Raw genomic sequence first — 24,675 nt, forward strand, 5'->3', positions numbered from 1 at the left:
GTGGGTTCAGCTGTGCGGTCGGCTGTGGGGTCGGTCGGGAGTTCCGGGGACGGCGCGGGCGGCCACCACGAGCTGGCCGAGTGACAGGCCGCCGTCGCCCGGCGGGACCAGGTGATGGCGCAGCACCGTGAAGCCGTCGCCGTCCAGGGCCGCGGCGCAGGCCGACGAGAGCACGGAGTTGAGGAAGACGCCCCCGGTGAGGGCGACCGTGTCCACTCCGTGCCGCTCCCGGGCGCGTACGCAGAGCCGGTGGACCAGGCCGGCCGCGCCCCGGTGGAAACGGGCCGCGACCGTCGCCGTCGGCACGCCGGCCCTCAGGTCGTCCACGATCGCCGCGAGCACGGGTGCCGGATCGGCGCGCAGGGGGCCGTCACCGGGCGGCTCCGGCAGGGCGAAGGCGTAGGCGTCGCCGTCGCCGTGGGCGGCGCCCAGCGCGGCGGCCTCCAGCTCGACGGCCGCCTGTGCTTCGTATCCGGCCCTGTGGCACACGCCCGCGAGGGACGACACGGCGTCGAAGAGCCGTCCCATGCTGGAGGTGGGCACGCAGTTGAGGTTCCGCTCCAGCTGCCGCGCGAGTACGGCCATCTCGTCGCGCGGGCAGGCGGCCACGCAGGGCAGGTGGGCGGACCAGTCGAGCCCGGCCGCGCGCAGATGGGCGAGGGCCATGCGGTAGGGCCGGTGCACCGCGGCGTCGCCGCCGGGCAGGGGCACGTAGGCGAGGTGCGCGAACCGGGTGTAGCCGTCGTAGTCCGCGAGCAGGAACTCCCCGCCCCACACCGCCCCGTCGTCGCCGTAGCCCGTGCCGTCGAAGGCGACGCCGAGCACCGGACGGGTGCCGTCCAGGCCGTTCTCGGCCATCGCGGCGGCGATGTGGGCGTGGTGGTGCTGGACACGGACGACGGTCCGGCCCGCCGCGTTCCGCTCGGCCCATCCGGCGGAGCGGTAGCCGGGGTGCCGGTCGGCTGCCAGCAGCCCGGGCCGGACCGGGGTGATGGACTCCAGCTGGGTCACGGCCCGGTCGAAGGCCCGTTGGGTGGCGAGGTCGTCCATGTCGCCGATGTGCGCCGACAGCCAGGCGCGGCGGCCCTCGCCGAGGCAGAAGGTGTTCTTGAGGTCGCCGCCGACGGCGAGCGCCTGGCGGACGGGGACCGGCAGGTCCAGCGGCACGGGCGCGTAGCCGCGGGCCCGGCGCACGAGGAGGGGGCGCCCGTCGCACACGCGGACCACGGAGTCGTCGCACGGCACGTGGATCGGCCGGTCGTGGGTGAGCCAGGCGTCCGCCAGGTGCGCCAGGCGCACAAGTGCCTCCGCGTCGTCGGTGACGATCGGCTCTCCGGAGACGTTGCCGCTGGTCATGACCAGCAGCCGGGGCCCTTCGGCGTCCCCCGGCAGGCCGAGCAGGAGGTGGTGCACGGGGGTGTACGGCAGCATGACGCCGAGGTCGGGGCTGCCGGGGGCGACGGCCGGAGCCGGGCGGAGGGGCGCGGAGGCCTCGCCGGCCTTGCGTCGGCGCAGCAGCACGATGGGCCGGGCGGGGCCACTGAGCAGGGCGTGTTCCTCGGGGCCGAGCCGGACGAGGTGCTCGATGTCGGCGGCGCTCCTGGCCATGAGGGCGAACGGCTTGTCCCCGCGGGCCTTGCGGCGGCGGAGCAGGGCGACCGCGTCCGGGGCGGTGGCGTCGCACGCCAGGTGGTAGCCGCCGAGCCCTTTCACGGCGACGATCGCGCCGCCGGCCAGCAGCGTCCGGGCGGCGGCGACCGGGTCCGCCGTGCCGGTCTCCCGCGGTGTCCCGCCCGGCTCCGCCGCGGCGGCGAGCAGGCGCAGGCGGGGGCCGCAGGCCGGGCAGGCGACCGGCTGGGCGTGGAAGCGCCGGTCGGTGGGATCGGCGTACTCGCGGGCGCAGTCGGGACACATCGGGAACCCGGCCATCGTGGTGGACGCCCGGTCGTAGGGCAGGCCGGTGACGATGGTGAACCGCGGTCCGCAGTGGGTGCAGTTCACGAACGGATGGCGATGGCGCCGGTCGGCGGGGTCAGCCAGTTCCCGCAGGCACGCGGCACAGGTCGCGGTGTCCGGAGGGACCAGGGTCCGGGCCGGGCCGTCGGCGCGGGAGGCCAGGATGGTGAACGCGGCGGAGCCGGTGGCGGGCACCTCCTGGTGGTCGACCGCGTCGACGCGGGCCAGGGGCGGCGCGTCCTGGGCGATGCGGGCGCAGAACCGGGCGACGGCCTCCGGCGCGCCCTCGATCTCCGCGACGACGCCCTCGGGCGTGTTGGTCACGTGTCCGGTCAGTTCGAGGGAGGTGGCGAGGGAGTGCACGAACGGCCGGAAGCCGACGCCCTGCACGACGCCCCGCACGGTGATCCGGCGGCGCAGCGCGGTGCGGTGGCCGGTCCCGGCCGGCGGGGGCAGGATGCTCACGAGCCGGACGGGACGGTGACGGTGACGTCGGCGGGGGTGGCGTGCTCGTGCCGGGGACGGCCCATGACGGGGCTGTGCAGCAGCGCACCGTCCGCCGCCGCCAGCGCCCGGTCGAGCAGGGCGCCGGTTCCCTCCGCCCGGCGCACCGAGGTGAGCAGCACCTCCACCCCGGGATTGACCCGCTCGACGTTGGCGCGGAACTCCGCCTCGTCGAAGCCGACGGCCTCGGCGATGTCGGTCTTGGTGACGACCACCAGGTGGGCGAGGCCGAAGGCGGTGGGGTACTTCAGCGGCTTGTCCTCGCCCTCGGTCACCGAGGCGAGGACGACCCGGAGCGTTTCCCCGAGGTCGTAGGAGGCCGGGCAGACGAGGTTGCCGACGTTCTCCACGAACAGCAGCCGGGTGGGATCGGGAAGCCAGCCCTGGAGGTGCCGGGCCAGCATCGCGGCCTCCAGGTGGCACAGCCCGTCGGTGAGGATCTGCTTGACCGGTACACCCGAACGGGCCAGGCGGGCCGCGTCGTTCTCGGTGGCGAGGTCGGCGGTCAGCGCGGCGACCGGCACGGACCGCTCCCGGGCCAGGGTGAGTTCGTGTTCGAGCAGCGCGGTCTTGCCACTGCCCGGACTGGAGAGCAGATTGACGACGGTGGTGCCCAGGGCCGCGAGCTCCTCGCGCACGGTGCGCGCGGCCTCGTCGTTCCGGGCGAGCACGGCCTGTTGCAGGTCGACCACACGGCACATGGTTCAGCGCTCCTCGAGGATCGGTTCGCGGGTGGCCTCGGGCGTCGGGCCGGTCTCCCAGCGCACGTCGGCGATGCGCAGCTCACGGCCGGACAGCAGCTCGGTGGTCCCGCCGTCGCATCGCGGGCAGCTCAGCAGGGGTGGCATCCCGACGGCCCACTCGTGCGCGCACGGCTCGCAGCGGGCCCGGCCGGGCAGCGTGCCGACGACGAGTTCGGCGCCCTCCAGGACGGTGCCGGCGCAGGCCAGTTCGAAGGAGAAGGACAGGGCGTCGGGGACGACACCGGCGAGTTCGCCCACCTCGAGCCGCACGGATCGCACCGCGGTGACATCGCCGGCCCGTTCCGCCGCCGCCTCCACCTCTCCGATCACCGCGAGCGCGATGGACATCTCGTGCATCTGCCTCCGTCCTGGCGCGGGCCGTCCATACGCGGGCCCGGGGGTCCCATTAGAGGCAGGGCGGCGACGGGCCCCGGCCCGGCGCGCCGTCGCCGGCCCATGGCGTCCGTCGTTTGCCGCAACGGCGGCACAGCTCCGGAGCCGGTCCTGGACACAGCCGGCGCGGTGCCGCCGCACCCCGTCGGCGCAGTCATACTCGGATGACAACCGCTCAGTAATCGAGGGAAGTTGGGGCATCCGAAAGGGGGACTCGGTGTCATCGACCGACCGTGCGGTTCAGCCCCCGCTCCACCGACCAGCCAGGAGAGCCGACGTGACCATGACCGACCGTATCGCCATCGACCCGTTCGGCGCCGACATCCCCGGTGAGAGCGCCCGGCTGCGCAGGCTGGGCCCGGTCGTGCCCGTCGAGCTGCCCGGCGGCATCCCCGCCTGGGCTCCCACCGGCTACGAGGTCCTCAAGGAACTCATCCTCGATCCGCGGGTCAGCAAGGACGCGCGGCAGCACTGGCGGCTGTGGCCGGAGATCGGCGAGCATCCTTCGTGGGGCTGGGTGCTGGGCTGGGTGGGCGTGGTCAACATGCTCTCCGCCTACGGCCCCGATCACCGGCGGCTGCGCAGGCTGGTGGCGCCGAGCTTCACCCACCGGCGCACGGAGGCGATGCGCCCGCGTGTGGCGGCCATCGCCGCCGAGCTGCTCGACGCCCTGGAGAGCGCCGGGGCCGACGGCCGGGTCGTCGATCTGCGGGCGGGGCTCGCGCTTCCGCTGCCGCTGCGGTTCATCTGCGAACTGTTCGGCGTGCCCGAGGAGATGCGGGCGGACACCGCGCGGCTGGTCGGGGACCTCATGGACACCTCCGACCAGAGTCCGGAGCGCGCCGCGTTCACGCAGCAGCGGATCGGTACGGTGCTGGGCGGGCTGATCGCCCACAAGCGTGAGCACCCGGGCGACGACATGACCACCGAGCTGATCCGGGTCCGGGACGAGGACGGCGACCGGCTCAGCGACGAGGAGCTGCTGTACACGCTGCTGCTGGTGATCGGCGCGGGCTTCGAGACCACGGTCAATCTCATCGGCAACGCGGCGGTGGCCCTGCTGCGGGACCCGGAGCAGCTGGCGGCGGTGCGTTCCGGCGCGATCGGCTGGGACGGCGTGATCGACGAGACGATGCGGGTGCACCCGTCGATCGCCACGCTGCCGCTGCGCTTCGCGGTGGAGGACCTGAAGGTGGAGGGCGTCACGATCCCGGCCGGGGACGCGATCATCACCACGTTCGCCGCAGCCGGGCAGGATCCCGCGCACTACGGGCCGAACGCCGACCGGTTCGACGCGGCGCGCGCGGCGGACGACCATCTGTCGTTCGGCATCGGAGTGCACCGCTGCATCGGCGCGCCGCTGGCGCGGGTGGAGGCGCTGGCCGCGCTGCCCACGCTGTTCGACCGTTTCCCGGGCCTGCGGCTGGCAAGCGAGGACGGCGAGCTGCGGCAGGTGCCGTCGTTCATCGCGTTCGGCTGGCAGGAGGTGCCGGTCACCCTGCGGGGATGAAACCCCTGATGGGGCCCGACCGGTCCCCCGTGCCGGTCGCGCCCCCGGGACTGCCGAAGGTACGTGTGAGCTGGGCCGTTGGGTATCGCGCCGGTGCCCGATGGGGCACGTGGAGGGCTCACCCGTGCACAGGTGCGTCCGAAGGGCCCTGATTCGCCCGGCCCAGCACGGGGGCGGCCAGGTCTCCGGCGGCCAGATGGGCGAGGACGACCTCGTAGAGGTCGGTGCCGGCGGTGAGGAGCCGGTGCTCGAGGACGGGTTCGGCGCCGCGGACGTGCTCGCGCACGGTCTGCGCGTGCACACCGAGGTCCTGGGCCGCGCGTTCGGCGTTGCCGCCGGCGGCGATCCAGGCGCGCAGCGTACCGCGCAGGTCCCGGCCGTCCTGGTCCAGGCGGCCGAGGAGGTCGTGCGCCCAGGTGCCCAGCGCGGGCCCGGCGAGCAGGCCGGCGAGCCGGCCGTCGAGCCGCACGGCGGGCGCCCCGGGGGCCGCGCCGTCGGCGGGCGCGAGCGCGTGGGCGGCCTGCGTGTTCAGCGCGAGGTGGGCGACGGCGCGGACGGTGAGGTCGGCGAAGTCGGTGCCCAGCAGCGCCTCGACGCGGTCCATGCGGGCCCGCACGGTGTTGCGGCTGACGCCGAGCACCTTGGCCGCGTTCACGGCCGTGAACTGCAGGCCCAGCCGGGTGGTGGCGAGCAGTTCGGCCCGGGTGTGGTGGGGCAGCGTGTCGAGAGGGCGCAGCACGTCGGCGGACCAGGCGTGCAGCACCGCCGGGTCCATCAGCCGCTCGGGGTGGGTGCGTTCGGCGTAGACCGCCGTGTGGTCGGGGCTGAAGCGGGCCACGGCGAGGGCGCTGATCGCCTGTCCGTAGGCGCCGGCGGTCTGCGCGAGGCTCTGCCGGAGGCTGCCGCCGAGGTAGGTGGCGGGGCGTTCGCGGACGAGGGTGCGCAGCCCGTCCTGGGCCGTGGGCGTGGGGCTGACGACGATGACGTGCCCGTCCATCGCCGGGCAGCGGACGACGAGGGCCTGACCGTCGGTCAGGTCCAGGCACTCGTCGGCGAGCCGGTCCCGATCCTCGGGGAGGCTCTCGAAGACGTACACGCGGGCGGTATCGGTGTCGAGCAGGCCCGGCCAGAGTCCGGCCGCGACCCGGCGGGCGGCGACGGTGTCCTCCACCATCAGCAGTTGCAGGATGGCCAGCCGCAGGTCGGCGGTGGCCCGCCGCAGCCGGTGCCCGGCGGCCGTCAACGCCCGCTCCCTGAGCAGCAGCTCGACGACTCCGGCGGTGTGGGTGACGATCTCGGCGGCATCCCGGTCGAAGGGGGCCCTGCGGACCACGGCCAGGACTCCCGTCGACGCGTTCTGCGGCTGGGGCTGCCCGGGGTGGCGGATCGCGACCAGGCGGACGTGCCGGCCCGCGTCCTGGAGCGCGGCGGCGGAGATCCGGCCGGTGACGACGTCCGCGACGAGCGGATCGTCGAGCGTGATCGGCTCGCCGGCGAGCAGGGAGCCGTCGCCGCCCCGCAGACAGACGGTCGCGTCCACGGTGCGGGCGAGCCAGGCGACGAGCCGGCGCGGATCGCGGGCCCCGGGGCGCAGCTGGTCGAGGAGCTCTTCGGCCCATGTGCCGCGGTACGGCACCGGTGTCCGCGGTCCCTCGTCCGCTCGGCCTGCCACCTCGGACCTCTCCCCTCGCATCTCGCGTCCACCTCGGCATACGGAGGGGAAAGGTACCTCACGCGCGGGCCGCGGCCGACGGGGCTCCGTTCCGCTCCTGCGGTGCCGGAGGGTACGGCTCCGCCGGCGGTCACGGGGGGAGAGCCGCCGGCGGAGACGCGTTGCCCGGGACCGGGGGAAAGTCCACCGGGCGCTTCGCTGTTCGGGTGCCCCGGAACCCGCCCCCTACACCTCATGGTTCGGGAGCCGGGTCCGGTGCGGCGCGGGCAGGCGGTCCGCGGTGTTCGCGGGGCGCGTGCGCGGCGACGGCGCGCGGTCGGCATAAGCTCGTCGAATGGCGAAGTACTTCGACGTGCACCCCGAGAACCCGCAACCGCGCAGCATCGCCCAGATCGCCGACGCGATCCGCTCGGGGGCGCTGATCGCATACCCCACCGACTCCTGCTACGCGCTGGGCTGCCAGCTGGGCAGCCGTGACGGCATCGACCGGATCCGGTCCATCCGCCGCCTGGACGACCGCCACCACTTCACTCTGATGTGCCGGGACTTCGCGCAGCTCGGCCAGTTCGTGCGGGTGGACAACGACGTGTTCCGGGCGGTGAAGGCGTCGACCCCCGGCAGCTACACCTTCATCCTCCCGGCGACCAGGGAGGTGCCGCGCAAGCTGCTGCACCCGAAGAAGAAGACCGTCGGCGTGCGCATCCCCGACCACGTGGTCACCCAGGCCCTGCTGGCCGAACTCGGCGAGCCGCTGCTGTCCAGCACCCTGCTCCTGCCCGACGAGGAGGAGCCGATGACCCAGGGCTGGGAGATCAAGGACCGCCTCGACCACGTGGTGGACGCGGTGGTCGACTCCGGCGACTGCGGCACCGAGCCGACCACGGTCGTCGACTTCTCGGGCGGGGAGGCGGAGATCGTCCGACGGGGAGCGGGCGACACCGCACGCTTCGAGTAACCGTGCAAACCACGCCGAGGTGCCGTCTCCGCCCCTCCGCGAACCGCCCCGCGGGCCCCGGGCGGGGTCGCGCGCGGTTGCGGGGATCTTGCGTGGCAGCATGGCCTTGCAGGCCGCGCCGGGGAGGCAGGCAGCCCCGGTGATCATTCTCCGCAGAGAGGCACTCTCGCCATGACCGCCGTACAGGGCACCGCCGTCGACATCCCGACCGAGGACGGCACCGCCGACGCCTACCTCTCCCATCCCGGCGACGGCCGCCCCCACCCGGCCGTCCTGCTCTACCAGGACGCCTTCGGACTGCGCCCGCACCTGAGGGCCATGGCCGACCGGCTCGCCGGGGCCGGCTACACGGTGCTGGTGCCCAATGTGTTCTACCGCCACGGGCGTGCCCCGGTGGTGGAACTGCCGGAGTTCATCGACCCCGAGGCACGCCCGCAGATGTGGGAGCAGCTCACCCCGCTCATCCGGTCGCTGACGCCCGAACTCGCCGCGCGGGACGCGGGCGCCTATCTGGACTGGCTGGCCGCCAGCCCCCTGGCCGCCGACGGTCCGGTCGCGCTGACCGGGTACTGCATGGGCGCCCGGCTGGTGCTGTTCACCGCGGGGGCCCACCCGGACCGGGTCGCGGCCGCGGCCGGGTTCCACGGCGGACGGCTCGCCACCGACGGCCCGAACAGTCCTCACCTGGCCGCGGCACGCATCACCGCCGAGGTGTACTTCGGCCACGCCGACCAGGACTCGTCGCTGCCCGAGGAGCAGATCGAGCGGTTCGAGCAGGCACTCACCGAGGCGGGTGTCCGGCACCGCTGCGAGGTGTACGCGGGCGCCCAGCACGGCTACACGCAGGCCGACACGACGGCGTACGACCGGGAGGCCGACGAGCGGCACTGGGCGGCGCTGCTCGACCTGCTGGACCGCACCTTCTGATCCGTCACCTTCCGACCCGTCACCTTCCGATCCGTCATCTTCTGAACCGTCACCCTCCGATCCATCGGCGCGGGGCCCGCCGACCGGGGGCCGCGCCGGTCGCATGTCGTTCAACTTATTGACATGCACGCATCCTGGCCCGACATTGAGAGCGCTCTCAAAACTGGTCCGGACCAATGTCCGAACCACCCCGAACCCCACACGGAGGTGGAGAGTGCTCGGCAGATTCCTGCGCAACGCGCTGCCCCTGGCCGGCGCGGCCGCCCTGGTCGGCGCGGTGCTCACCCTGGGAACGCCCCAACCGGCGGGGGCCGCGGTGCCCGCCACGATCCCCCTGAAGCTGACCAACAACTCCGGCCGCGGCGAGCCGGTGTACGTGTACGACCTCGGAACGCTGCTCTCGACGGGCCAGCAGGGCTGGGCCGACGCCAACGGTGCGTTCCACGCCTGGCCCGCGGGCGGCAATCCGCCGACGCCCGCGCCGGACGCGTCGATCGCCGGGCCGGCCGCCGGCCAGTCGAAGACCATTCGGATCCCGAAGTTCTCCGGCCGGATCTACTTCTCCTACGGCCAGAAGCTGGACTTCAGGCTGACCACCGGCGGTCTGGTGCAGCCGGCCGTGCAGAACCCGACCGACCCCAACCGGAACATCCTCTTCAACTGGTCGGAGTACACCCTCAACGACTCCGGGCTGTGGCTCAACAGCACCCAGGTCGACATGTTCTCCGCGCCGTACGCGGTCGGCGTCCAGCGCGCCGACGGCAGCGTGACCAGCACCGGGCACCTCAAGGCGGGCGGCTACACCGGCTTCTTCAACGCGCTGCGCGGCCAGCCGGGCGGCTGGGCCAACCTGATCCAGACACGGTCCGACGGGACCGTGCTGCGGGCCCTGTCGCCGCTGTACGGCGTGGAGACCGGGGCCCTCCCGGCGAACGTCATGGACGACTACGTGAACCGGGTCTGGCAGAAGTACGCGACGTCCACACTGACGGTCACCCCGTTCACCGACCAGCCGAACACCAAGTACTACGGGCGTGTCTCCGGGAACGTCATGAACTTCACCAACTCCTCCGGCGCGGTCGTCACCAGCTTCCAGAAGCCGGACGCCGCCAGCATCTTCGGCTGTCACAAGCTGCTGGACGCGCCCAACGACAATGTCCGCGGACCCATCTCGCGCACGCTGTGCGCCGGTTTCAACCGCTCGACGCTGCTGGTCAACCCCAACCAGCCGGACACCTCGTCGGCGAACTTCTACCAGGACACGGTGACCAACCACTACGCGCGCAAGATCCACGCGCAGATGGCCGACGGCAAGGCGTACGCCTTCGCCTTCGACGACGTCGGCAACCAGGAGTCACTGGTCCACGACGGCAGTCCGCAGCAGGCCTACCTGACGCTGGATCCGCTGAGCTGAGACGCGTGTGTCCCGCACGCGGACGGCTTCCGCGTGCGGGACACAGGGGTCGGTACGGGTCAGCTGGTCGTCAGGGCGGTGTCGTCCACGACGAAGCTGGTCTGGAGCGAGGAGTCCTCGGCACCGGTGAACTTCAGGGTGACCGTCGAGCCCGCGAGGGAGGACAGGTCGAAGGTCTTCTGGCTGTACCCGGAGGCCTTGTTGAGGTTGGAGTACGTGGCCAGGGTGGTCGAACCGGCGGTGACCGTCAGCTTGTCGTAGGCCGTGCTGCTGGTGGTCTCCGCGGTGTCGATGTGCAGGTAGAAGGTGAGCGACGCCTTGCAGCCGCTCGGGATCGTCACCGACTGGGACAGCGTGTCGGTGTGGGTCGAGCCGTAGCCGTCCAGCCAGGCGTAGTAGGAACCGCCGTGGGCCGTCTGGCCGCTCTCATTGGTGATGACGCCGCTGGACGCGGTCCACGTGGTGTTGCCCGACTCGAAGCCCTGGTTGCCGAGGAGCTGGGCCGAGGTGCAGGTGCCACCGCCGCCGCTGGAGCTGACCGTCCAGGTGAAGGAGGCCGTGCCGGTCGCGCCGGTGGAGTCGGTCACCGTGACGGTGGTGCTGTAGGTGCCCGCCGTGGTGGGCGTGCCGGTGATCGCGCCGGTCGAGCTGTTGATCGACAGGCCGGTGGGCAGTCCGGTCGCGGCGTACGTCAGGGAGCCGCTGTTGGTGCTGCTCGCCGATATCTGCAGGCTCACCGCGGTGCCGACCGTGGAGGACTGGCTGCCCGGGTTGGTCACCGTGACGCCGGTGCTGGGCGGGGTGATGTGGCTGCCGACGTTGATGCCGGCGAAGGCGTTGCCCACCCCGGCGTACTGGGTGGAGTTGGTGCCGTACAGCGCGGCGGCGGCGTTGAGGGCGGCGGTGCGGGCGCCCGCGTAGTCGGTGCTCGACGTCATGTACGTCGTCAGCGCCTTGTACCAGATCTGGAGGGCCGCGGCCCGGCCGATGCCGGTGACGGCGACGCCGTCGGAGGTGGTGCTGGTGTACGTGACGCCGTTGATGGTCTTGGTGCCGCTGCCCTCGGACAGCAGGTAGAACATGTGGTTCGCCGGGCCCGAGGAGTAGTGCACGTCGAGGTTGCCGACGCCGGAGTACCAGCTGTCGGCGGATCCGCCGTCCTTGCTCGGCTTGTCCATGTACCGCAGGGGCGAGCCGTCGCCGTTGATGTCGATCTTCTCGCCGATGAGGTAGTCACCGACGTCGGAGGAGTTGTTCGCGTAGAACTCGACGCCCGCCGTGCCGAAGATGTCGGAGGTCGCCTCGTTCAGACCACCCGACTCACCGGTGTAGTCGAGACCCGCGGTGTTGGAGGTGACACCGTGGCTCATCTCGTGGCCGGCCACGTCCAGCGAGGTCAGGGCGTGGGTGTTGCCGGAGCCGTCGCCGTAGGTCATGCAGAAGCAGTCGTCGTCCCAGAAGGCGTTGACGTAGCCGCTGCTGTAGTGGACGCGGGAGTAGGCCGCGACGCCGTCGTTCTTGATGCCGCTGCGGCCGAAGGTGTTCTTGTAGAAGTCCCAGGTCTCCTGGGCGCCGTAGGCGGCGTCCGCGCCGGCGGTCTGGGTGTTGGAGCCGGATCCGGTGCCCCAGACGTCGTCGGAGTCGGTCATCAGGGTGCCGGTGCCCGACGTGCCGTTGTTGAGGCTGTACGTCTTGTGGCCGCCGCGCGTGGTGTCGTACAGCTGGTACGTCGAACCGGACAGCGTGGTGTTCAGCGTGACGCTGCCGCTGTACTGGGTGTTGCCGGTACCCGTCTCGACCGCCTGGTAGCGGTGGAGTTCCTTGCCGGTGGTGGCGTCGGTGATGACGTGCAGCTTGCTGGGCGTGCCGTCGTCCTGGAAGCCGCCGACCACGGTCTCCCAGGCGAGCTTCGGGGTGCCGGTGCCGGCCCAGATCACCTTGCGGGCACTGCCGGCGGTGGGCTTCTCGGCGTGGAGTGCCTTGGCGGTCTTCAGCGCCTTCGCCTGGGCGGCCGACCTGGTGAAGGTCGCGGCGGTGGAGGCGACCTTGACCGTGTGCTTGTTGTTGAAGGTGGTGCTCACCGTGCCGGCGGCCAGGGAGGCCGGCGGGGTGTGCACGACGAGGTCGCCGCCGAGGACGGGGAGGCCGTCGTAGGTGCGCTCGTAACGGGTGTGCACGGTGCCGTCGTTGTCCTTGACGACGTCCTTGACGACCAGCTTCTCCTTGGCGCCGAGGCCGAGGGCGCGGGCGGTCGCGGCGGTCTTCTGCTTGGCGGACTTGAACAGCGCGGAGTGCTGGGCCGGGCTCAGCTTGGCCTCGAGCCCGCCGTGGCGCAGGGGGCTGGGGTGGGGGGCGGCGGGCTTGGCGGCGGCCGGGACCGCCTGGAGGCCGACGGCCAGGAAGGCCGCGGTGGAGACCAGGGCGGCTGCGGCCATGGCCCGGTTGTGGGGAAGGCGTCTCACTCGTACTCCTCCTGCTGCGGCCGCCGGGTCGCGGCCGGTGACAGACCGGACAGACGGGTGTGCTGCCCGGGAAGAGCTGAGCTGTGCGGGACCGTGAACCGTGATACGTGGAGCGAGAGGGGGGAGGATCTGTGTGCTGAGGGAGAATGACACTCTTGACTGGCACATGTCATCACCGCCCGGGGTAATCAAGGGTTTTCCCTACCCGGGAGTCAGCACACCGCGGGCCATGCCCCGCCAACCGCCCCGCGACGGGCCGTTGTTACGGTTCACGGCGTGTCTGACTCCTCACGCGATACCGCGGAAGGCGCCGGCTGGGGCGCCGCCGAAGCCGGCGACTACCGGCGGCTGATGCCGGACCATGTCGAGAAGCTGTCGTGGCTCGACCCGAGAATGCTGTGGGCCGCGCGCAACGGCGTACTGGCGTCCTGGTTCGGCGACCCCACGGGCCGTACCCGCGGCCGCTGGGTGGCACAGCGGGCCGCCGCGGGGGCCCCGGCGGACAAGGTGATCCGGCGCGAGGACGGGGACCGGTTCTCCTTCATGGTCATCGGTGACACCGGGGAGGGCGACGCCTCCCAGTACGCCGTCGTACCAGGCTTCCTGAAGATCAGTCAGGGCACGGACTTCGCCGTCATCGCCAGCGATGTGATCTACCCGGTCGGCAGCACCGACGACTACGGCACCAAGTTCTTCCGCCCCTACCAGGACTACCGGGCGCCGATCTACGCGATACCCGGCAACCACGACTGGTACGAGGACCTCGGCGCGTTCATGCGCGTCTTCTGCGACGACACCCCGCCCCTCGCCCCCGAGCCGGCGCCCCGCCCCCTCGGCCGCGCCTGGTGGCGCTCCCTGCTGTGGCACAGGCCGCGCCCGGCGGACGAGCAACGTCTCGCCGCCGCACGGACGTTGCGGTCGGCACCGGAGCAGCGGGCGGTCCAGCCGGGGCCGTACTGGGCGATCGACGCGGGACCGGTGCGGATCATCGGCATCGACACCGGGCTGCTGGGCACCATCGACGCCGAACAGGGCGCGTGGCTGCGCGAGGTGTCGCAGGGGCCGCGCCCCAAGATCCTCGTCACCGGCTCGCCCCTGTACGTGGACGGCGAGCGCCACCCCTGTGCCATCGAGGGCGGCGGCACCGTCGACGACATCGTCCGCGACCCCGCCCACCACTACGTGGCGGCGATCGGCGGCGACATCCACAACTACCAGCGGTACCCGGTCGACGTGGACGGCCGCACCGTCCAGTACGTGGTCTCGGGCGGCGGCGGAGCCTTCATGCACGCCACGCACACCATCCCCCGGGTCTCCGTCGGGGGCGTCACCGAGCGGGACTTCCGCTGCTATCCGCTGCGCGGCGACTCCCTGTCCTTCTACAGCAGGCTGTACGGACACCGCCTGCGGCTGCGCCGCTTCTTCACCCTCACCGAGGCCGAGGCGACCGCCGTCGTCGCCGAGCGGCTGGGCATCGAGCCGACCCGCGCCCCGGGCGCGCCGGTGCGCCTCACCCGCCGCGTCCGGCTGGTCGCGAGCCTGCTGGGCGCCGGACGCCGGCCCGAGCGGCGGTCCCGGTTCCGGCTGCCGGTGCGGAAGATCTACACGCAGCTGTTCTCGCCGGGCTCGGCCACCTACAGCCCGCCGTTCTTCAAGTCGTTCCTGCGTCTGGACGTCACCCCGGAGGCGGTCCGGCTGCGCTGCTTCGCCGCGACCGGAAATCGCGCGCAGGAGGTCGCGCCACCGCTCGAGGACGAGGTCGTCATCCCACTGATCTGATCACACGCGCGCAACACTCCCCTGCGACAATCGGCTCAGAACTTCAGAACTTCAGAACTTCAGAAACTTCAGAGCTGACGTAAGACCGCCGGAGGAAGCCCATGCCGTCCGCCGCACGCCCGCTGCGCAAGCTGGGCTTCCTCACGATCGGCCTGTTCGACGCGGCCGATCCGCGCCGGGGCCACGAGTCCACGCTGGAGATCATCGAGCTGGGCGAGCGGCTGGGCTTCGACAGCGCCTGGGTACGCCACCGCCACCTCCAGTACGGCATCTCCTCGCCCGTCGCCGTCCTGGCCGCGGCCTCGCAACGCACCCGCCGCATCGAGCTCGGCACGGCGGTCACCCCGCTGGGCTGGGAGAACCCGCTGCGCCTCGCGGAGGACCTGGCGACGGTCGACATCCTCTCCGGCGGGCGCCTCAACCCGGGGATCAGCGTAGGTCCGCCCATGCACTACGACCAGGTGAAGGAGGCCCTGTACCCGGACACGGCCGACGCCGAGGACTTCTCCTACGAGCGGGTGCGGCGGCTGCTGGACCTCGTGCGGGGCAAGCCGGCCACCGACTTCAGCGGGGTCGAGGGGTTCGAGGTGTACTCGGATGCGGTGCAGCCGCACTCCCCCGGGCTGGGCCGCCGTATGTGGTACGGCGGCGGGAGCCTCGGGTCGGCGCGCTGGGCGGGCGAGCACGGGATGAACCTCCTGACCAGCAGCGTCGTCAAGGCGGAGGACCCGGACGGCCCCGCGGACTTCGCGGAGATCCAGCTGTCCCACATCCGCGAGTTCCGCGCCCACCACCCCGACGGCGAGGCGGCCCGCGTCTCCCAGGGCCTGGTCGTGATCCCCACCGACTCCGCGACACCGGGGCAGCGCGCCAAGTACGAGGAGTACGCCGCGAAGCGCCTGCCCCGGACCGCCGCCCCGCAGGGCCCGGCGCGGCTGCTGTTCGCGCCGGACCTGGTCGGCACCTCGGCCGAGCTCGCCGAACGGCTGCACGCGCACGCCGCGTTCCGGGAGGTGGACGAGGTGGCGTTCGCGCTGCCGTTCACCTTCGAGCACGAGGACTACGTGCAGATCCTCACCGACATGGCTCAGCGGCTGGGCCCGGCGCTGGGCCGGCGGCCCGCCGACCGACCCGCCGGCTGACTCACCAGCGGCCGGCCTCGGTACCGGTGACCGGCTCGGACGGCTTGCCGTCCACGCCGACCGGTACGTCGCCCGTGAGCATCACCCGGTGCATGATCCGCGGAAAGCCCAGGTGGGCGTTGTCACCGGGGGCGAGGTGGATGGTGGCCCGGTTGTCCCAGAAGGCGACGCTGCCGGGCTCCCAGCGGAACCGGACGGTGTACTCCGGCCGCACCGCCTGTTCCAGGAGCATCTCCAGCAGGGCGGCGCTCTCCGGCCGGGAGACGTCCGTGATCTGCTCGACGTAGTAGCCGTTCACGAACAGCACCCGCTCCCCCGTCTCGGGATGGACGCGCACCAGCGGGTGCACGGAGGCGACCTGGTGGTCGAGGAGGTGCCGGAGGTACGCGTCGTCACCGGGGCGCGGCTGGTAGCCGACGCCGAGCCGGTGCTCGGCCCGCAGCCCGTCGACGAAGGCCCGTACGGGCGCGGACAGTCCGGCGTACGCGGCGGCCAGGTTCGACCAGGTGGTGTCGCCGCCGTACGGCGGGACGGTCTCGGCGCGCAGGATCGTCGCGGCGGGCGGGTCGATCCGGGCGCCGTGGTCGCAGTGCCAGCCGCGCAGCAGGGTGTGCCGGCGCCGCTGGAGCCACTCGTCGTGCTCCATGCCGAAGCGTCCGCCCAGCTCCAGCCGGTCGGCGGTGGTCTCCACCTCGGGGAAACCGGGCGGCGAGGCGCTCCCGCGCCGCCCGAGGAGGACCGGCTCCCCGAACCGGCGGGCGAAGGCGACATGGCCGGCGTGGTCCAGCCGCTGCCCGCGGAAGAACACCACCTTCCAGCGCAGCACGGCCTGCCTGATCAGGGCGACCACATCGCCGTCGAGGTCACCGGCCAGGTCCACGCCGGTGACCTCGGCGCCGATGTGCCCCGCGACCGGCCTGACCTCGACATCCGCGGCCCGAGGCGTCTCCGCCCGGTCCGCCGTGCCCCTGTCCGTCGTCATGCGCGCTCCGATGGTCGTCCCTGAAGTCGTCCCGGGCCCCCGGTTGATCACCACCTCCCCGTCCGTGACGCTGGAGGGACGGCACAGTCGACGGAAGGCCCCACCGTGACCAGTATTCCGGCACACACCCTCAACGACGGCACGGCACTCCCCGGGATCGGCCTGGGCACCTGGCCGATGAACGACACGCAGGCCGAGCAGGCCGTACGCGACGCCCTCCGGGCAGATTACCGACTTGTCGACACCGCGACGAACTACCGCAACGAGACGGGTGTCGGCCGGGGCATCGCGAGCAGCGGTGTCCCACGGGAGGAGATCGTCGTGACGACGAAGCTGCCCGGCCGCCACCACGGGTACGAGGAGACCCTCGCCTCCTTCGAGGAGTCCCGGCGCCGCCTGGGCCTGGACTACGTGGACCTCTACCTGATCCACTGGCCGCTGCCCCGCGTCGGCAAGTACGCCGACTCCTGGAAGGCGATGATCAAGCTGCGGGAGGACGGTCTCGTCCGGTCGATCGGCGTCTCCAACTTCACGGCGGAGCACATCGGGCGGATCGAGAAGGAGACCGGGGTCCTGCCCGCCGTCAACCAGATCGAGCTGCACCCGCTCTTCCCGCAGGAGGAGCTGCGCGCCTTCCACACGGACAAGGGCATCGTCACCGAGAGCTGGAGCCCGCTGGGCCGGGGCAGTCGCATCCTTCAGGACCCGACCGTCATCACGGTCGCCGAGGCGCTCGGCGTGACGCCCGCCCAGGTGGTCCTGCGCTGGCACGTCCAGCTCGGTGCCGTGCCGATCCCGAAGTCGGGCGATCCCGCCCGGCAGCGGGAGAACCTCGACGTCTTCGGCTTCGAACTGGGTCCCGCCCAGATGACGGCCATCGCCGACCAGGTCCGCCGGCGTCTGGGCGGCGATCCCGAACAGCACGAGGAGTTCTGAGCCGGCCCCCTACCGCTCCCCCACCAGGTCCAGCAGCCGCGGGCCGGCGGCACCAGCGCCCGGCGGACGCGCAGGAACCCGCCGGGGGCGTTGCCGGCATCGACGTCGTTGAGCGCGCCCGCGCCGGGGTACCCGGGCCCTCGGGATGTCGTACGGGCTCGTGGAAGGGAGTCGCGGCGTGGGTGCGGACGACCGGCTGCGGGAGTACCACGGCAAGCGGGACTTCGAGCGGACCCGCGAGCCGTCGGGGAGGACGGCGTCCGCCGGGGAGGAGCCCCGGTTCGTCGTCCAGATACACGACGCGCGCCGGATGCACTTCGACTTCCGGTTGCAGGTCGGTGACGTGCTGAAGTCCTGGTCGATCCCCAAGGGACCGTCCACCGACCCGCACGACAGGCGGCTGGCGGTGCCCACCGAGGACCACCCGCTGGAGTACGAGGACTTCGAGGGCGTGATCCCGAAGGGCGAGTACGGCGGCGGCACCGTGATCGTCTGGGACCACGGGACGTACGAGCCGCTCAGCCACGACCGCGCAGGACGGCCCGTCGATTTCGCGGAGTCCCTGGAGCGCGGGCACGCGACCTTCCGGCTGCACGGCGCCAAGCTGCACGGCGAATACGCCCTGACCCGGTTCCGCCCGGGCGACGGCGAGGAGCAGTCCTGGCTGCTCGTCAGGAAGGGCCCGGCACGCGCCGCGGGGCACGGCGCCCCGGATCCCCGCCGGGCCCGCTCGGTACGCACCGGCCGAACGCTCGCCCAGGTCGCGGCGGACGACGGCGAGGGCTGACCCGCGTCGTCCGGCCCGCTGGTCACGTCACCGTGCGCGGGAGCGTGCGGCCGGCTGAATCCGGATCACCGGGTTCCGCCTCCAACAGCCCTGCTGTGCCTCTATGTTCGCGGCGGTATCCGCTCGCGTTCCCGGAGGCTCCCGCATGCGCTTCGCACTCCGCACCGCCGTCACCGGCGCGGTGACCGCCGCCGCCCTTCTCGTCTGCGGCCCCGCCGGGGCCACCCCGGCGGGACCGGGGGTGACCGCCCGGATCATCAACCAGACCACCGTGGACGGCACCGACTACACCCTGCGGGAGATAACGATCCCGCCCGGCCAGAGCACCGGCTGGCACTACCACGACGGCCCGCTGTACGGCTTCGTCAAGCAGGGCACCCTGAGTCACTTCGACTCGGCCTGCGCCTCGGACGGCGTGTACCGCACGGGCGGCACGATCCAGGAGCCGGCCGGCCCGGACCATGTGCACATCGGCCGCAACCTGGGTGACACGGCGCTCGTGCTCGACGTGCTCTACGTCCTGCCGCACGGCGCCCCCTTCTCCGAGGACGCGGCGAACCCGGGCTGCCCGTTCCAGTGATCAGTCCGCTTCCGGTGACCGTTCCGGCAGCGGCTGTTCGGCCCAGATCGTCTTGCCGCCGGTCGTCTGGCGGCTGCCCCAGCGCTGGGTGAGCTGGGCGACCAGCAGCAGTCCGCGGCCGCCCTCGTCGTAGGTGTGCGCGCGGCGCAGGTGCGGTGAGGTCGAACTGCCGTCGGACACCTCGCAGATGAGGGCGCGGTCGCGGATCAGGCGCAGCCGGATGGGCGGTACGCCGTAGCGGATCGCGTTGGTGACCAGTTCGCTGACGACGAGTTCGGTGACGAAGGCCGCCTCGTCCAGTCCCCAGGCGGCCAGCTGTTCGGTGGCCGCCTGCCGGGCGACTGCCACCTCGGCCGGGTCCGGGGGGACGTTCCAGGTGGCGACCCGGTCGGCGCCGAGCGCGCGGGTGCGGGCCAGGAGCAGGGCCACGTCGTCGCCGGGCTCCTCGGGCAGGACGGCCTTGAGCACGTTGTCGCCGAGCGCCTCGAGCGAGTCGGCGGGGACGGTCAGCGCGCGGCACAGCTCCTCGGTCGCCCGGTCGACGTCGCGGTCGCGGTCCTCCACGAGGCCGTCGGTGTACAGGGCGAGCACCGAGCCCTCGGGCAGCTCCAGTTCCGTCGCCTCGAACGGCAGGCCTCCGACGCCGAGCGGCGGTCCGGCGGTCATCGGGACGAGTTCGGCTGCGGAGCCGGGCCGGACGAGTGCCGGGGCCGGGTGGCCGGCGGCGGCCAGGGCGAGCCGGCGCGAGACGGGGTCGTAGACGGCGTACAGGCAGGTGGCACCCAGCTCGGCGATCTCCTCGGCGCTGCCGTCGGCCGCCAGGTGGGTCACCAGGTCGTCCAGGTGGGTGAGCAGCTCGTCCGGGTGCAGGTCCACGTCCGCCAGGGTCCGTACGGCGGTGCGCAGGCGGCCCATGGTCGCGGACGACTGGATACCGTGCCCGACCACGTCACCGACGACCAGACCCACCCGGCTGCCGGACAGCGGGATCACGTCGAACCAGTCGCCGCCGATGCCCGCCAGCGAACCGCAAGGCAGATAGCGGTGGGCGATGTCGACCGCCGCCTGCCCGGGCAGTCCCCGGGGCAGGAGGCTGTGCTGGAGGGCGAGGGCCGTGGTGCGTTCGCGGGCGAAGCGGCGGGCGTTGTCGATGCAGACGGCGACCCGGCTGGCGAGTTCCTCGGCGAAGATCGCGTCGTCGGCACCGTAGTCGTCGGGGTGGGCGATGCGGACGCCCACCGCCACGCCCAGCGTCGTGCCCCGGGCCCGCAGCGGTACGGCGATCACCGAGTGGACACCCACCCGGTACCGGCGGCTCGCGGGACGCCGGGCGTTGCGCTCGGCGACCCAGCGCAGGAAGTCCGGCTCACCCGCCTGGCCGAGCACGGCCCGCCCCTCGCGCAGCGCCTGCGCGGGCGGGGTGACCTCCCCGTAGACGTCCGTCTGGCCCAGGTGCAGGACGGCTTCCGGGGTGCCCTCGTTGACCGAGCCGTGCGCGACCCGGCGCAGCACGACGTCGCCCGCCGGGACCATGGGCGGCTCGTCCGACCCGAGGACCCAGTCGAGCAGGTCGACGCTGGCGAAGTCCGCGTACTGCGGCACGAGGAGTTCCACCACTTCCTCGGCGGTGCGCACGACGTCCAGGGTGGTGCCGATCGCGGTCGCCGCCTCGTTCAGCAGCGCCAGCCGTCGTCGGGCCCAGTACTGCTCGGTGCTGTCGAGGGCCGCCAGGGCCACCCCGGTCAGCTCGCCGGAGGGGTCGCGCACCGGCCACATCTCGATGCTCCAGGCGTGCTCCCGGTTCAGGGCGGGCGCGCCGGTGAAGCTCTCGTAGCGGACCGGGCGGCCCGTCTCGGCGACCTGGCGCAGATGGCGCAGGAAGCCCCGGCTGTGTTCGGCGTCCTCCACGGTGTCGGAGAAGTGCCGGCCGGCCAGTGTCTCCTCGGGCACGCCCATCACCTGGCAGGCGGCGTCGTTCAGGCGGAGGTAGTGCTGCCGGGTGTCGAAGACCGACATCGACACCGACGACTGCTGGAAGGCCCGGCCCGCGAGGGTGGGCTCGCCGCCGCCCGGCGGCCGGGCGGTGACGACGAATCCGGCCGGCCGGGCGTCGGGGCCGAGCACCGGGCACGCCGTCAGGGTGAGCTCGACGCGGTGGCCGTCGCGGTGGCGCAGCGCGACGGTGCCGGTGCGGGCGGCGACGGTGGCGGGCGGCAGGTCCTCGGCGAGCAGCCCGGCCGCCGGGCGTCCCACGACCTCCTCGGCCGTGTGCCCCGTGAGCAGCCGGGCGCCTTCGCTCCACCCGGTCACCACACCCAGGGTGTCAAGGGTCGCCGCAGCCGCGACATGCTCCATACGCCCCAGGATGATCCCTTTGTCCCACCGCATCAAGCGCGCATGGGCCGTGCCTCACCCCCGGTGGGCCCGCAGGGCGGCCAGGGCCCGGTCGGCGTGGGTGTTCATGCGCAGTTCGCTGCGCACGACCTCCAGGACCGTGCGGTCTTCGGCTATCACGAAGGTGACCCGTTTGGTGGGTGCCATCGAGAAACCGCGCCTGACGCCGAATCGCTCGCGGACCGCGCCGTCGGTGTCGGACAGCAGGGGCATGCCGAGGGTGTGCCGTCCGGCGAACTCCTGCTGGCGTTCGACCGGGTCGCCGCTGACGCCGACGGCCCGCGCGCCGACCTCGGCGAACTCGGCGGCGAGGTCACGGAAGTGGCAGGCCTCGGCGGTGCAGCCCTTGGTCAGGGCGGCGGGGTAGAAGAACAGCACCACGGGACCGTCGGCGAGCAGCTCCGACAGCCGTCGCGGTGTACCCGTCTCGTCCGGCAGTTCGAAGTCCTCGGCCTTGTCGCCGACGTCGACGCCCTCGCTCATGCCTGGCCCTCCGCTCCGCGCGCGATCCCGCGGGCCCACAGCACCAGGGGTACCTGGAGCGGCAGCCGGGCGAGGGCGGCGGTCCTGAGCGGCGCGGGCCGGTGCCGCCAGTCGACGGCCATCTGCACGTTGGCGGGGAACACGCCGACGAAGAAGGCCGCGGCGGCCTTCGCCGCCGCGGACCGCGTGCGAGGCAGGGCCACGCCCGCCGCGAGCGCCAGTTCCACGGCTCCGCTCGCGTACGTCCACGTCCTGGGCGATCCCGGCAGGGCGCGCGGGATCGTCGCGTCGAACTGGCGTGGTGAGGCGAAGTGGGCGACGCCCGCGGCGGCCAGCAGACCGGCGAGCAGCAGGGGCGAGCGTTCGGACCGGGGCACGGTTCCTCCTCGTGATGGCCAGGCCCCGGATATTACTCCCCGGTAGAGACGGGGTCGTCCGCTACTCCAGGTAGTAGGCGGCGTCCGCCCGGTCGAGGGCGGTGCCGACCGGCTTGACGTAGAGCAGGTTGTCGTAGTGGCGGACGTAGCGTCGCGGGTAGTTGTACGACTCCAGGGAGACGCCGTCGGCGACCGGGATGCCGAAGTTCGGGGTTCCGTCGGCGTTCCAGTGGACCTTCTGGAGGCGGGTGCGGCAGTTGGGGTCGTTGAGCGGGTCGCCGGTGATGTCCTTGTAGCTGCGGTCGTGGTGGACAAGGATGTCGGACTTACCGTCCTCGGACACGGTGAAGGAGTTGTGGCCGGGCCCGTACTGGGAGGTGGCGGCGCCGGCCCTGAAGACCGGCTGTGGGCTCTTCGTCCAGGACGCGGCGTTCAGCGGGTCGGAGGCGGACGCGGTGAGCATGCCCAGGCAGTGGTTGGCTTCGGTCGCGCCGGCCGAGTAGGTCAGGAAGACCTTGCCGCCGTGCTGGATGACCGCCGGCCGGACGTGGCGAGTTCAGGGCGTCCGCTCAGGCCGAGGCCACCGGGGCGTCCGCCTCCTGCCCGGACTCGTCCTCGACGGCATAGGAAAGGAAGTCGTCGACCATGCGGTGGAAGAGGGCGGCCAGTTGCCGCAGTTCCTCGGGGGACCAGTCCGCGAGCGCCAGTTGCATGCCGCGCGCGCCGGCCTCCCGGACGCGCTCGACCGCCTGCCGGCCGGCGTCGGTGAGCTCGATGCGCTGGGCGCGTCGGTCGTGGGGGTCGGGGACCCGGGTGACGTACCCCGCCTTCTGGAGCTGCTGGACGGTCCGGGTCACATGGGACGCCTCGACGCCCAGGCGCTGGGCGAGCTCCCCCGGCCGCAGCGGCTCGGAGTCAGCGACCTGTCGCAGCAGGGCCACCGCGGCGCGGTCCAGTGGCACACCGGCGAGCGCCATGAGCCGGTCGTGCTGCCGGGCCCGCGTACTCAGATAGGTGACGCGCGTCAGGGCGCGCTCGATCTCGGTGACTTCCGGGGACGCGGGCGGCAGCGGTTCTGTGGACATGGGTCCGAGTTTACCATATCGTTGCGTAACTCAAGTAAGTTACCGGGCCGCATCCCGGGGACGTCCCCGGTGTCCCGCGGGAAGCGGGGACGGCATTGTGACGGGTCGTCACGGAAACGCTGGCTGTCGTGATCACGCTTCGTGGTCACGAGAACGACAGCCGGAGGTTTCCATGATCCGACGGACCGTGCGGAGCGGCCTGCTGGCCGCGGTCGCGGTGCTCGCGTTCCTGCCCACGGCGGCCGGTGCCGCCCCGGCGGGCGCGACCGCCCCGCAGCCCGTGCCCGCCGCCAGCGCGCAGCACGCCCTCCCCTCCCCGCTCCCCGCCCGGCAGCTCCCGGTGCGGCACCACACCACCCACCGTGTCCACCGCACCCGGCACCACGTGGCGGGCCGCGTGGCCACACGCCGCTTCGCGCTGAACGTCCGCTCCGGCCCGGGCACCGGCTACCGCGTGGTGGGCCGGCGGCACCACCACCGGCTCCTGTCCCTGGCCTGCAAGCGCTTCGGCTCCGGGGTGTTCGGCAACCACCTCTGGTACCTGCTCGCCCACCACAAGGGCTATGTCTCCGCCCACTACGTGCGGGCCGGCGCGGCCGTGCCGTGGTGCTGACGGCTCCGGGCCGCCGTACGCCCTGACCGCCGAGGCCTGTTCGGGAACCGTCCCTTCTCGAACAGGCCTTTGGCATGCCCCCCTTGCCTCACCTTCCTCATACCTTGCGGGGCTTTGCGTCACCGTGTCCTCGGGAAGCCATCCCGACATCAAGGGTGAAACGCCCATAGCGGAAATGAAGTCGAGGGACGCACCATGCGGCACCCCCAAGGACCGACCACACCGGACGAGCCACTGGTGGTCAGACTGCGCGAACTGAAGGACCGTACGGGGCTGAGCCTGGCCGCGCTGGCCGCCCGCACGCCGTACAGCAAGTCCGCCTGGCACCGCTATCTGACCGGCGGCAAACGGCCGCCCCGCTCGGCCGTGGAGGCGCTCACCCGTCTCGCGGGCGTCGACCCCGGCCCCGTCCTGGCCCTGTGGGAGGACGCCGACGAGCTATCCACCGCGCCGCCGCCCACGGGACGCGGCCGGGCACGCCCCCGGTGGCGGCGGCCCCTGCCGGCGCTGGCCCTGCTGGGCGTGACCGCCGCGGTCGCGGCCGCCCTCGTCCTCTCCGGCGGGGACGGTGCGTCCGGTACGCGTACGGAGGCGGTGATGGCGGCGCCCCGCTGTCACGGGCGTTCCTGCCAGGGCGAGTTGCCCGACGCGTCGGCCTGCGCGCGGGACGCGCGGACCAGCAGCCGGGTCACCGGTGACGCCTACGACGTCCGGCTGCGCTACTCACCGGCCTGTGGCACGGCCTGGTCGGAGGTACGGGTGCGCTCCCCGCACGCCCGGGAGGTCTCCGTGCGCGCGGGCCAGGACGTACTCTCGGCGGCCTACCCGGCCGAGGACACCGCCGGGTACACCAGCCCCATGATCCCCGTGCCGTCGCCCCGGGGCGTGGAGGCCTGCGCGGAGGTGGACGAGGAGCTGGCCTGCACCGGACTGGACGTGGAGCCGGACGGCCGGGGGTGAACGCGCGGCGCCGCACCCCGG

General features: G+C 72.8%; 21 protein-coding genes and 1 pseudogene. 11 read left to right on the forward strand and 11 right to left on the reverse strand.

What is annotated here, in order from left to right:
- Nucleotides 1-6 precede the first annotated feature (6 nt).
- The 3 genes from hypF to ABZ915_RS25185 are packed head-to-tail and all read right to left on the reverse strand — an operon-like array spanning nucleotide 7 to nucleotide 3,560.
- Complete coding sequence (hypF, locus tag ABZ915_RS25175; RefSeq protein WP_361807242.1) at nucleotides 7-2,421, reverse strand: carbamoyltransferase HypF; 2,415 nt, start codon at nucleotides 2,419-2,421, stop codon at nucleotides 7-9.
- A complete protein-coding gene (gene hypB, locus ABZ915_RS25180) occupies nucleotides 2,418-3,161 on the reverse strand; it encodes a hydrogenase nickel incorporation protein HypB (RefSeq protein WP_361807245.1) in 744 nt (247 codons plus the stop codon). The genes hypF and hypB overlap by 4 nt, the downstream gene beginning before the upstream one ends.
- Before the next feature lie 3 nt (nucleotides 3,162-3,164).
- The gene (locus tag ABZ915_RS25185; RefSeq protein ID WP_361807248.1) at nucleotides 3,165-3,560 is read right to left on the reverse strand and encodes a hydrogenase maturation nickel metallochaperone HypA; all 396 of its coding nucleotides are present in this window, start codon (nucleotides 3,558-3,560) and stop codon (nucleotides 3,165-3,167) included.
- A 313-nt stretch (nucleotides 3,561-3,873) separates the two neighbouring features.
- Here ABZ915_RS25185 and ABZ915_RS25190 point away from each other — a divergent pair, with 313 nt between their 5' ends.
- On the forward strand, nucleotides 3,874-5,106 hold the full coding sequence (locus ABZ915_RS25190) for a cytochrome P450 (RefSeq protein ID WP_361807251.1): 1,233 nt from the start codon (nucleotides 3,874-3,876) through the stop codon (nucleotides 5,104-5,106).
- A 118-nt stretch (nucleotides 5,107-5,224) separates the two neighbouring features.
- On the opposite strand, the gene ABZ915_RS25195 is transcribed toward ABZ915_RS25190, so the two are convergent.
- A complete protein-coding gene (locus ABZ915_RS25195) occupies nucleotides 5,225-6,778 on the reverse strand; it encodes a helix-turn-helix domain-containing protein (protein ID WP_361807254.1) in 1,554 nt (517 codons plus the stop codon).
- Between the two features lie 334 nt (nucleotides 6,779-7,112).
- On the opposite strand from ABZ915_RS25195, the gene ABZ915_RS25200 reads away from it, so the two are divergent.
- The 3 genes from ABZ915_RS25200 (at nucleotide 7,113) to ABZ915_RS25210 (ending at nucleotide 10,074) form a co-directional block, all read left to right on the forward strand.
- Nucleotides 7,113-7,733: an L-threonylcarbamoyladenylate synthase gene (locus ABZ915_RS25200; RefSeq protein ID WP_361807257.1), complete on the forward strand. Its 621-nt coding sequence runs from the start codon at nucleotides 7,113-7,115 to the stop codon at nucleotides 7,731-7,733.
- 171 nt (nucleotides 7,734-7,904) lie between these two features.
- Complete coding sequence (locus ABZ915_RS25205; protein ID WP_361807260.1) at nucleotides 7,905-8,660, forward strand: dienelactone hydrolase family protein; 756 nt, start codon at nucleotides 7,905-7,907, stop codon at nucleotides 8,658-8,660.
- 214 nt (nucleotides 8,661-8,874) lie between these two features.
- Nucleotides 8,875-10,074, forward strand: a complete 1,200-nt coding sequence (locus ABZ915_RS25210; protein WP_361807263.1) for a glycoside hydrolase family 64 protein — start codon at nucleotides 8,875-8,877, stop codon at nucleotides 10,072-10,074.
- Between the two features lie 59 nt (nucleotides 10,075-10,133).
- On the opposite strand, the gene ABZ915_RS25215 is transcribed toward ABZ915_RS25210, so the two are convergent.
- Nucleotides 10,134-12,509 carry a M4 family metallopeptidase gene (locus ABZ915_RS25215; RefSeq protein ID WP_361807434.1) on the reverse strand — a complete coding sequence of 792 codons (2,376 nt, stop codon included), beginning with the start codon at nucleotides 12,507-12,509 and terminating at the stop codon, nucleotides 10,134-10,136.
- A 303-nt stretch (nucleotides 12,510-12,812) separates the two neighbouring features.
- Here ABZ915_RS25215 and ABZ915_RS25220 point away from each other — a divergent pair, with 303 nt between their 5' ends.
- Together ABZ915_RS25220 and ABZ915_RS25225 are read left to right on the forward strand one after the other, a co-directional pair.
- Entirely contained in the window at nucleotides 12,813-14,315 is a 1,503-nt protein-coding gene (locus tag ABZ915_RS25220) for a metallophosphoesterase (RefSeq protein WP_361807266.1), read from the forward strand.
- A 101-nt stretch (nucleotides 14,316-14,416) separates the two neighbouring features.
- A complete protein-coding gene (locus ABZ915_RS25225) occupies nucleotides 14,417-15,457 on the forward strand; it encodes an LLM class flavin-dependent oxidoreductase (protein WP_361807268.1) in 1,041 nt (346 codons plus the stop codon).
- A gap of 1 nt (nucleotide 15,458) precedes the next feature.
- On the opposite strand, the gene ABZ915_RS25230 is transcribed toward ABZ915_RS25225, so the two are convergent.
- Entirely contained in the window at nucleotides 15,459-16,439 is a 981-nt protein-coding gene (locus ABZ915_RS25230) for a TauD/TfdA family dioxygenase (protein ID WP_361807271.1), read from the reverse strand.
- A 105-nt stretch (nucleotides 16,440-16,544) separates the two neighbouring features.
- Here ABZ915_RS25230 and ABZ915_RS25235 point away from each other — a divergent pair, with 105 nt between their 5' ends.
- The 3 genes from ABZ915_RS25235 to ABZ915_RS25245 all read left to right on the forward strand — a co-directional run bounded on the left by ABZ915_RS25235 (nucleotide 16,545) and on the right by ABZ915_RS25245 (nucleotide 18,742).
- Entirely contained in the window at nucleotides 16,545-17,375 is an 831-nt protein-coding gene (locus tag ABZ915_RS25235; protein ID WP_361807274.1) for an aldo/keto reductase, read from the forward strand.
- 178 nt (nucleotides 17,376-17,553) lie between these two features.
- Nucleotides 17,554-18,162, forward strand: coding sequence for a DNA polymerase ligase N-terminal domain-containing protein (locus ABZ915_RS25240; RefSeq protein ID WP_361807277.1), 609 nt, complete (start codon nucleotides 17,554-17,556; stop codon nucleotides 18,160-18,162).
- A gap of 145 nt (nucleotides 18,163-18,307) precedes the next feature.
- Complete coding sequence (locus ABZ915_RS25245) at nucleotides 18,308-18,742, forward strand: cupin domain-containing protein (RefSeq protein WP_361807279.1); 435 nt, start codon at nucleotides 18,308-18,310, stop codon at nucleotides 18,740-18,742.
- Here ABZ915_RS25245 and ABZ915_RS25250 read toward each other — a convergent pair whose 3' ends face one another.
- The 5 genes and pseudogenes from ABZ915_RS25250 to ABZ915_RS25270 form a co-directional block, all read right to left on the reverse strand.
- Complete coding sequence (locus ABZ915_RS25250) at nucleotides 18,743-21,097, reverse strand: SpoIIE family protein phosphatase (protein ID WP_361807282.1); 2,355 nt, start codon at nucleotides 21,095-21,097, stop codon at nucleotides 18,743-18,745.
- A gap of 54 nt (nucleotides 21,098-21,151) precedes the next feature.
- Nucleotides 21,152-21,619 carry a peroxiredoxin gene (locus ABZ915_RS25255; RefSeq protein WP_361807285.1) on the reverse strand — a complete coding sequence of 156 codons (468 nt, stop codon included), beginning with the start codon at nucleotides 21,617-21,619 and terminating at the stop codon, nucleotides 21,152-21,154.
- Nucleotides 21,616-21,996, reverse strand: coding sequence for a DoxX family protein (locus tag ABZ915_RS25260; RefSeq protein WP_361807288.1), 381 nt, complete (start codon nucleotides 21,994-21,996; stop codon nucleotides 21,616-21,618). Before ABZ915_RS25260 ends, ABZ915_RS25255 begins: the two co-directional genes overlap by 4 nt.
- 61 nt (nucleotides 21,997-22,057) lie before the next feature.
- Nucleotides 22,058-22,537: pseudogene (locus ABZ915_RS25265) on the reverse strand (family 43 glycosylhydrolase); the annotation flags it as partial.
- A 28-nt stretch (nucleotides 22,538-22,565) separates the two neighbouring features.
- Nucleotides 22,566-23,081, reverse strand: coding sequence for a MarR family transcriptional regulator (locus ABZ915_RS25270; protein ID WP_361807291.1), 516 nt, complete (start codon nucleotides 23,079-23,081; stop codon nucleotides 22,566-22,568).
- 172 nt (nucleotides 23,082-23,253) lie between these two features.
- Between ABZ915_RS25270 and ABZ915_RS25275 the strand changes: the two genes are divergently transcribed.
- Nucleotides 23,254-23,694 (forward strand): SH3 domain-containing protein, encoded by a 441-nt coding sequence (locus ABZ915_RS25275; protein WP_361807294.1) that lies wholly within the window; start codon nucleotides 23,254-23,256, stop codon nucleotides 23,692-23,694.
- Between the two features lie 195 nt (nucleotides 23,695-23,889).
- Nucleotides 23,890-24,654: a DUF2690 domain-containing protein gene (locus ABZ915_RS25280; protein WP_361807297.1), complete on the forward strand. Its 765-nt coding sequence runs from the start codon at nucleotides 23,890-23,892 to the stop codon at nucleotides 24,652-24,654.
- Nucleotides 24,655-24,675 lie beyond the last annotated feature (21 nt).

Origin of the sequence: Streptomyces sp. NPDC046915, assembly GCF_040644935.1 — a bacterium.
Lineage (GTDB): Bacteria > Actinomycetota > Actinomycetes > Streptomycetales > Streptomycetaceae > Streptomyces.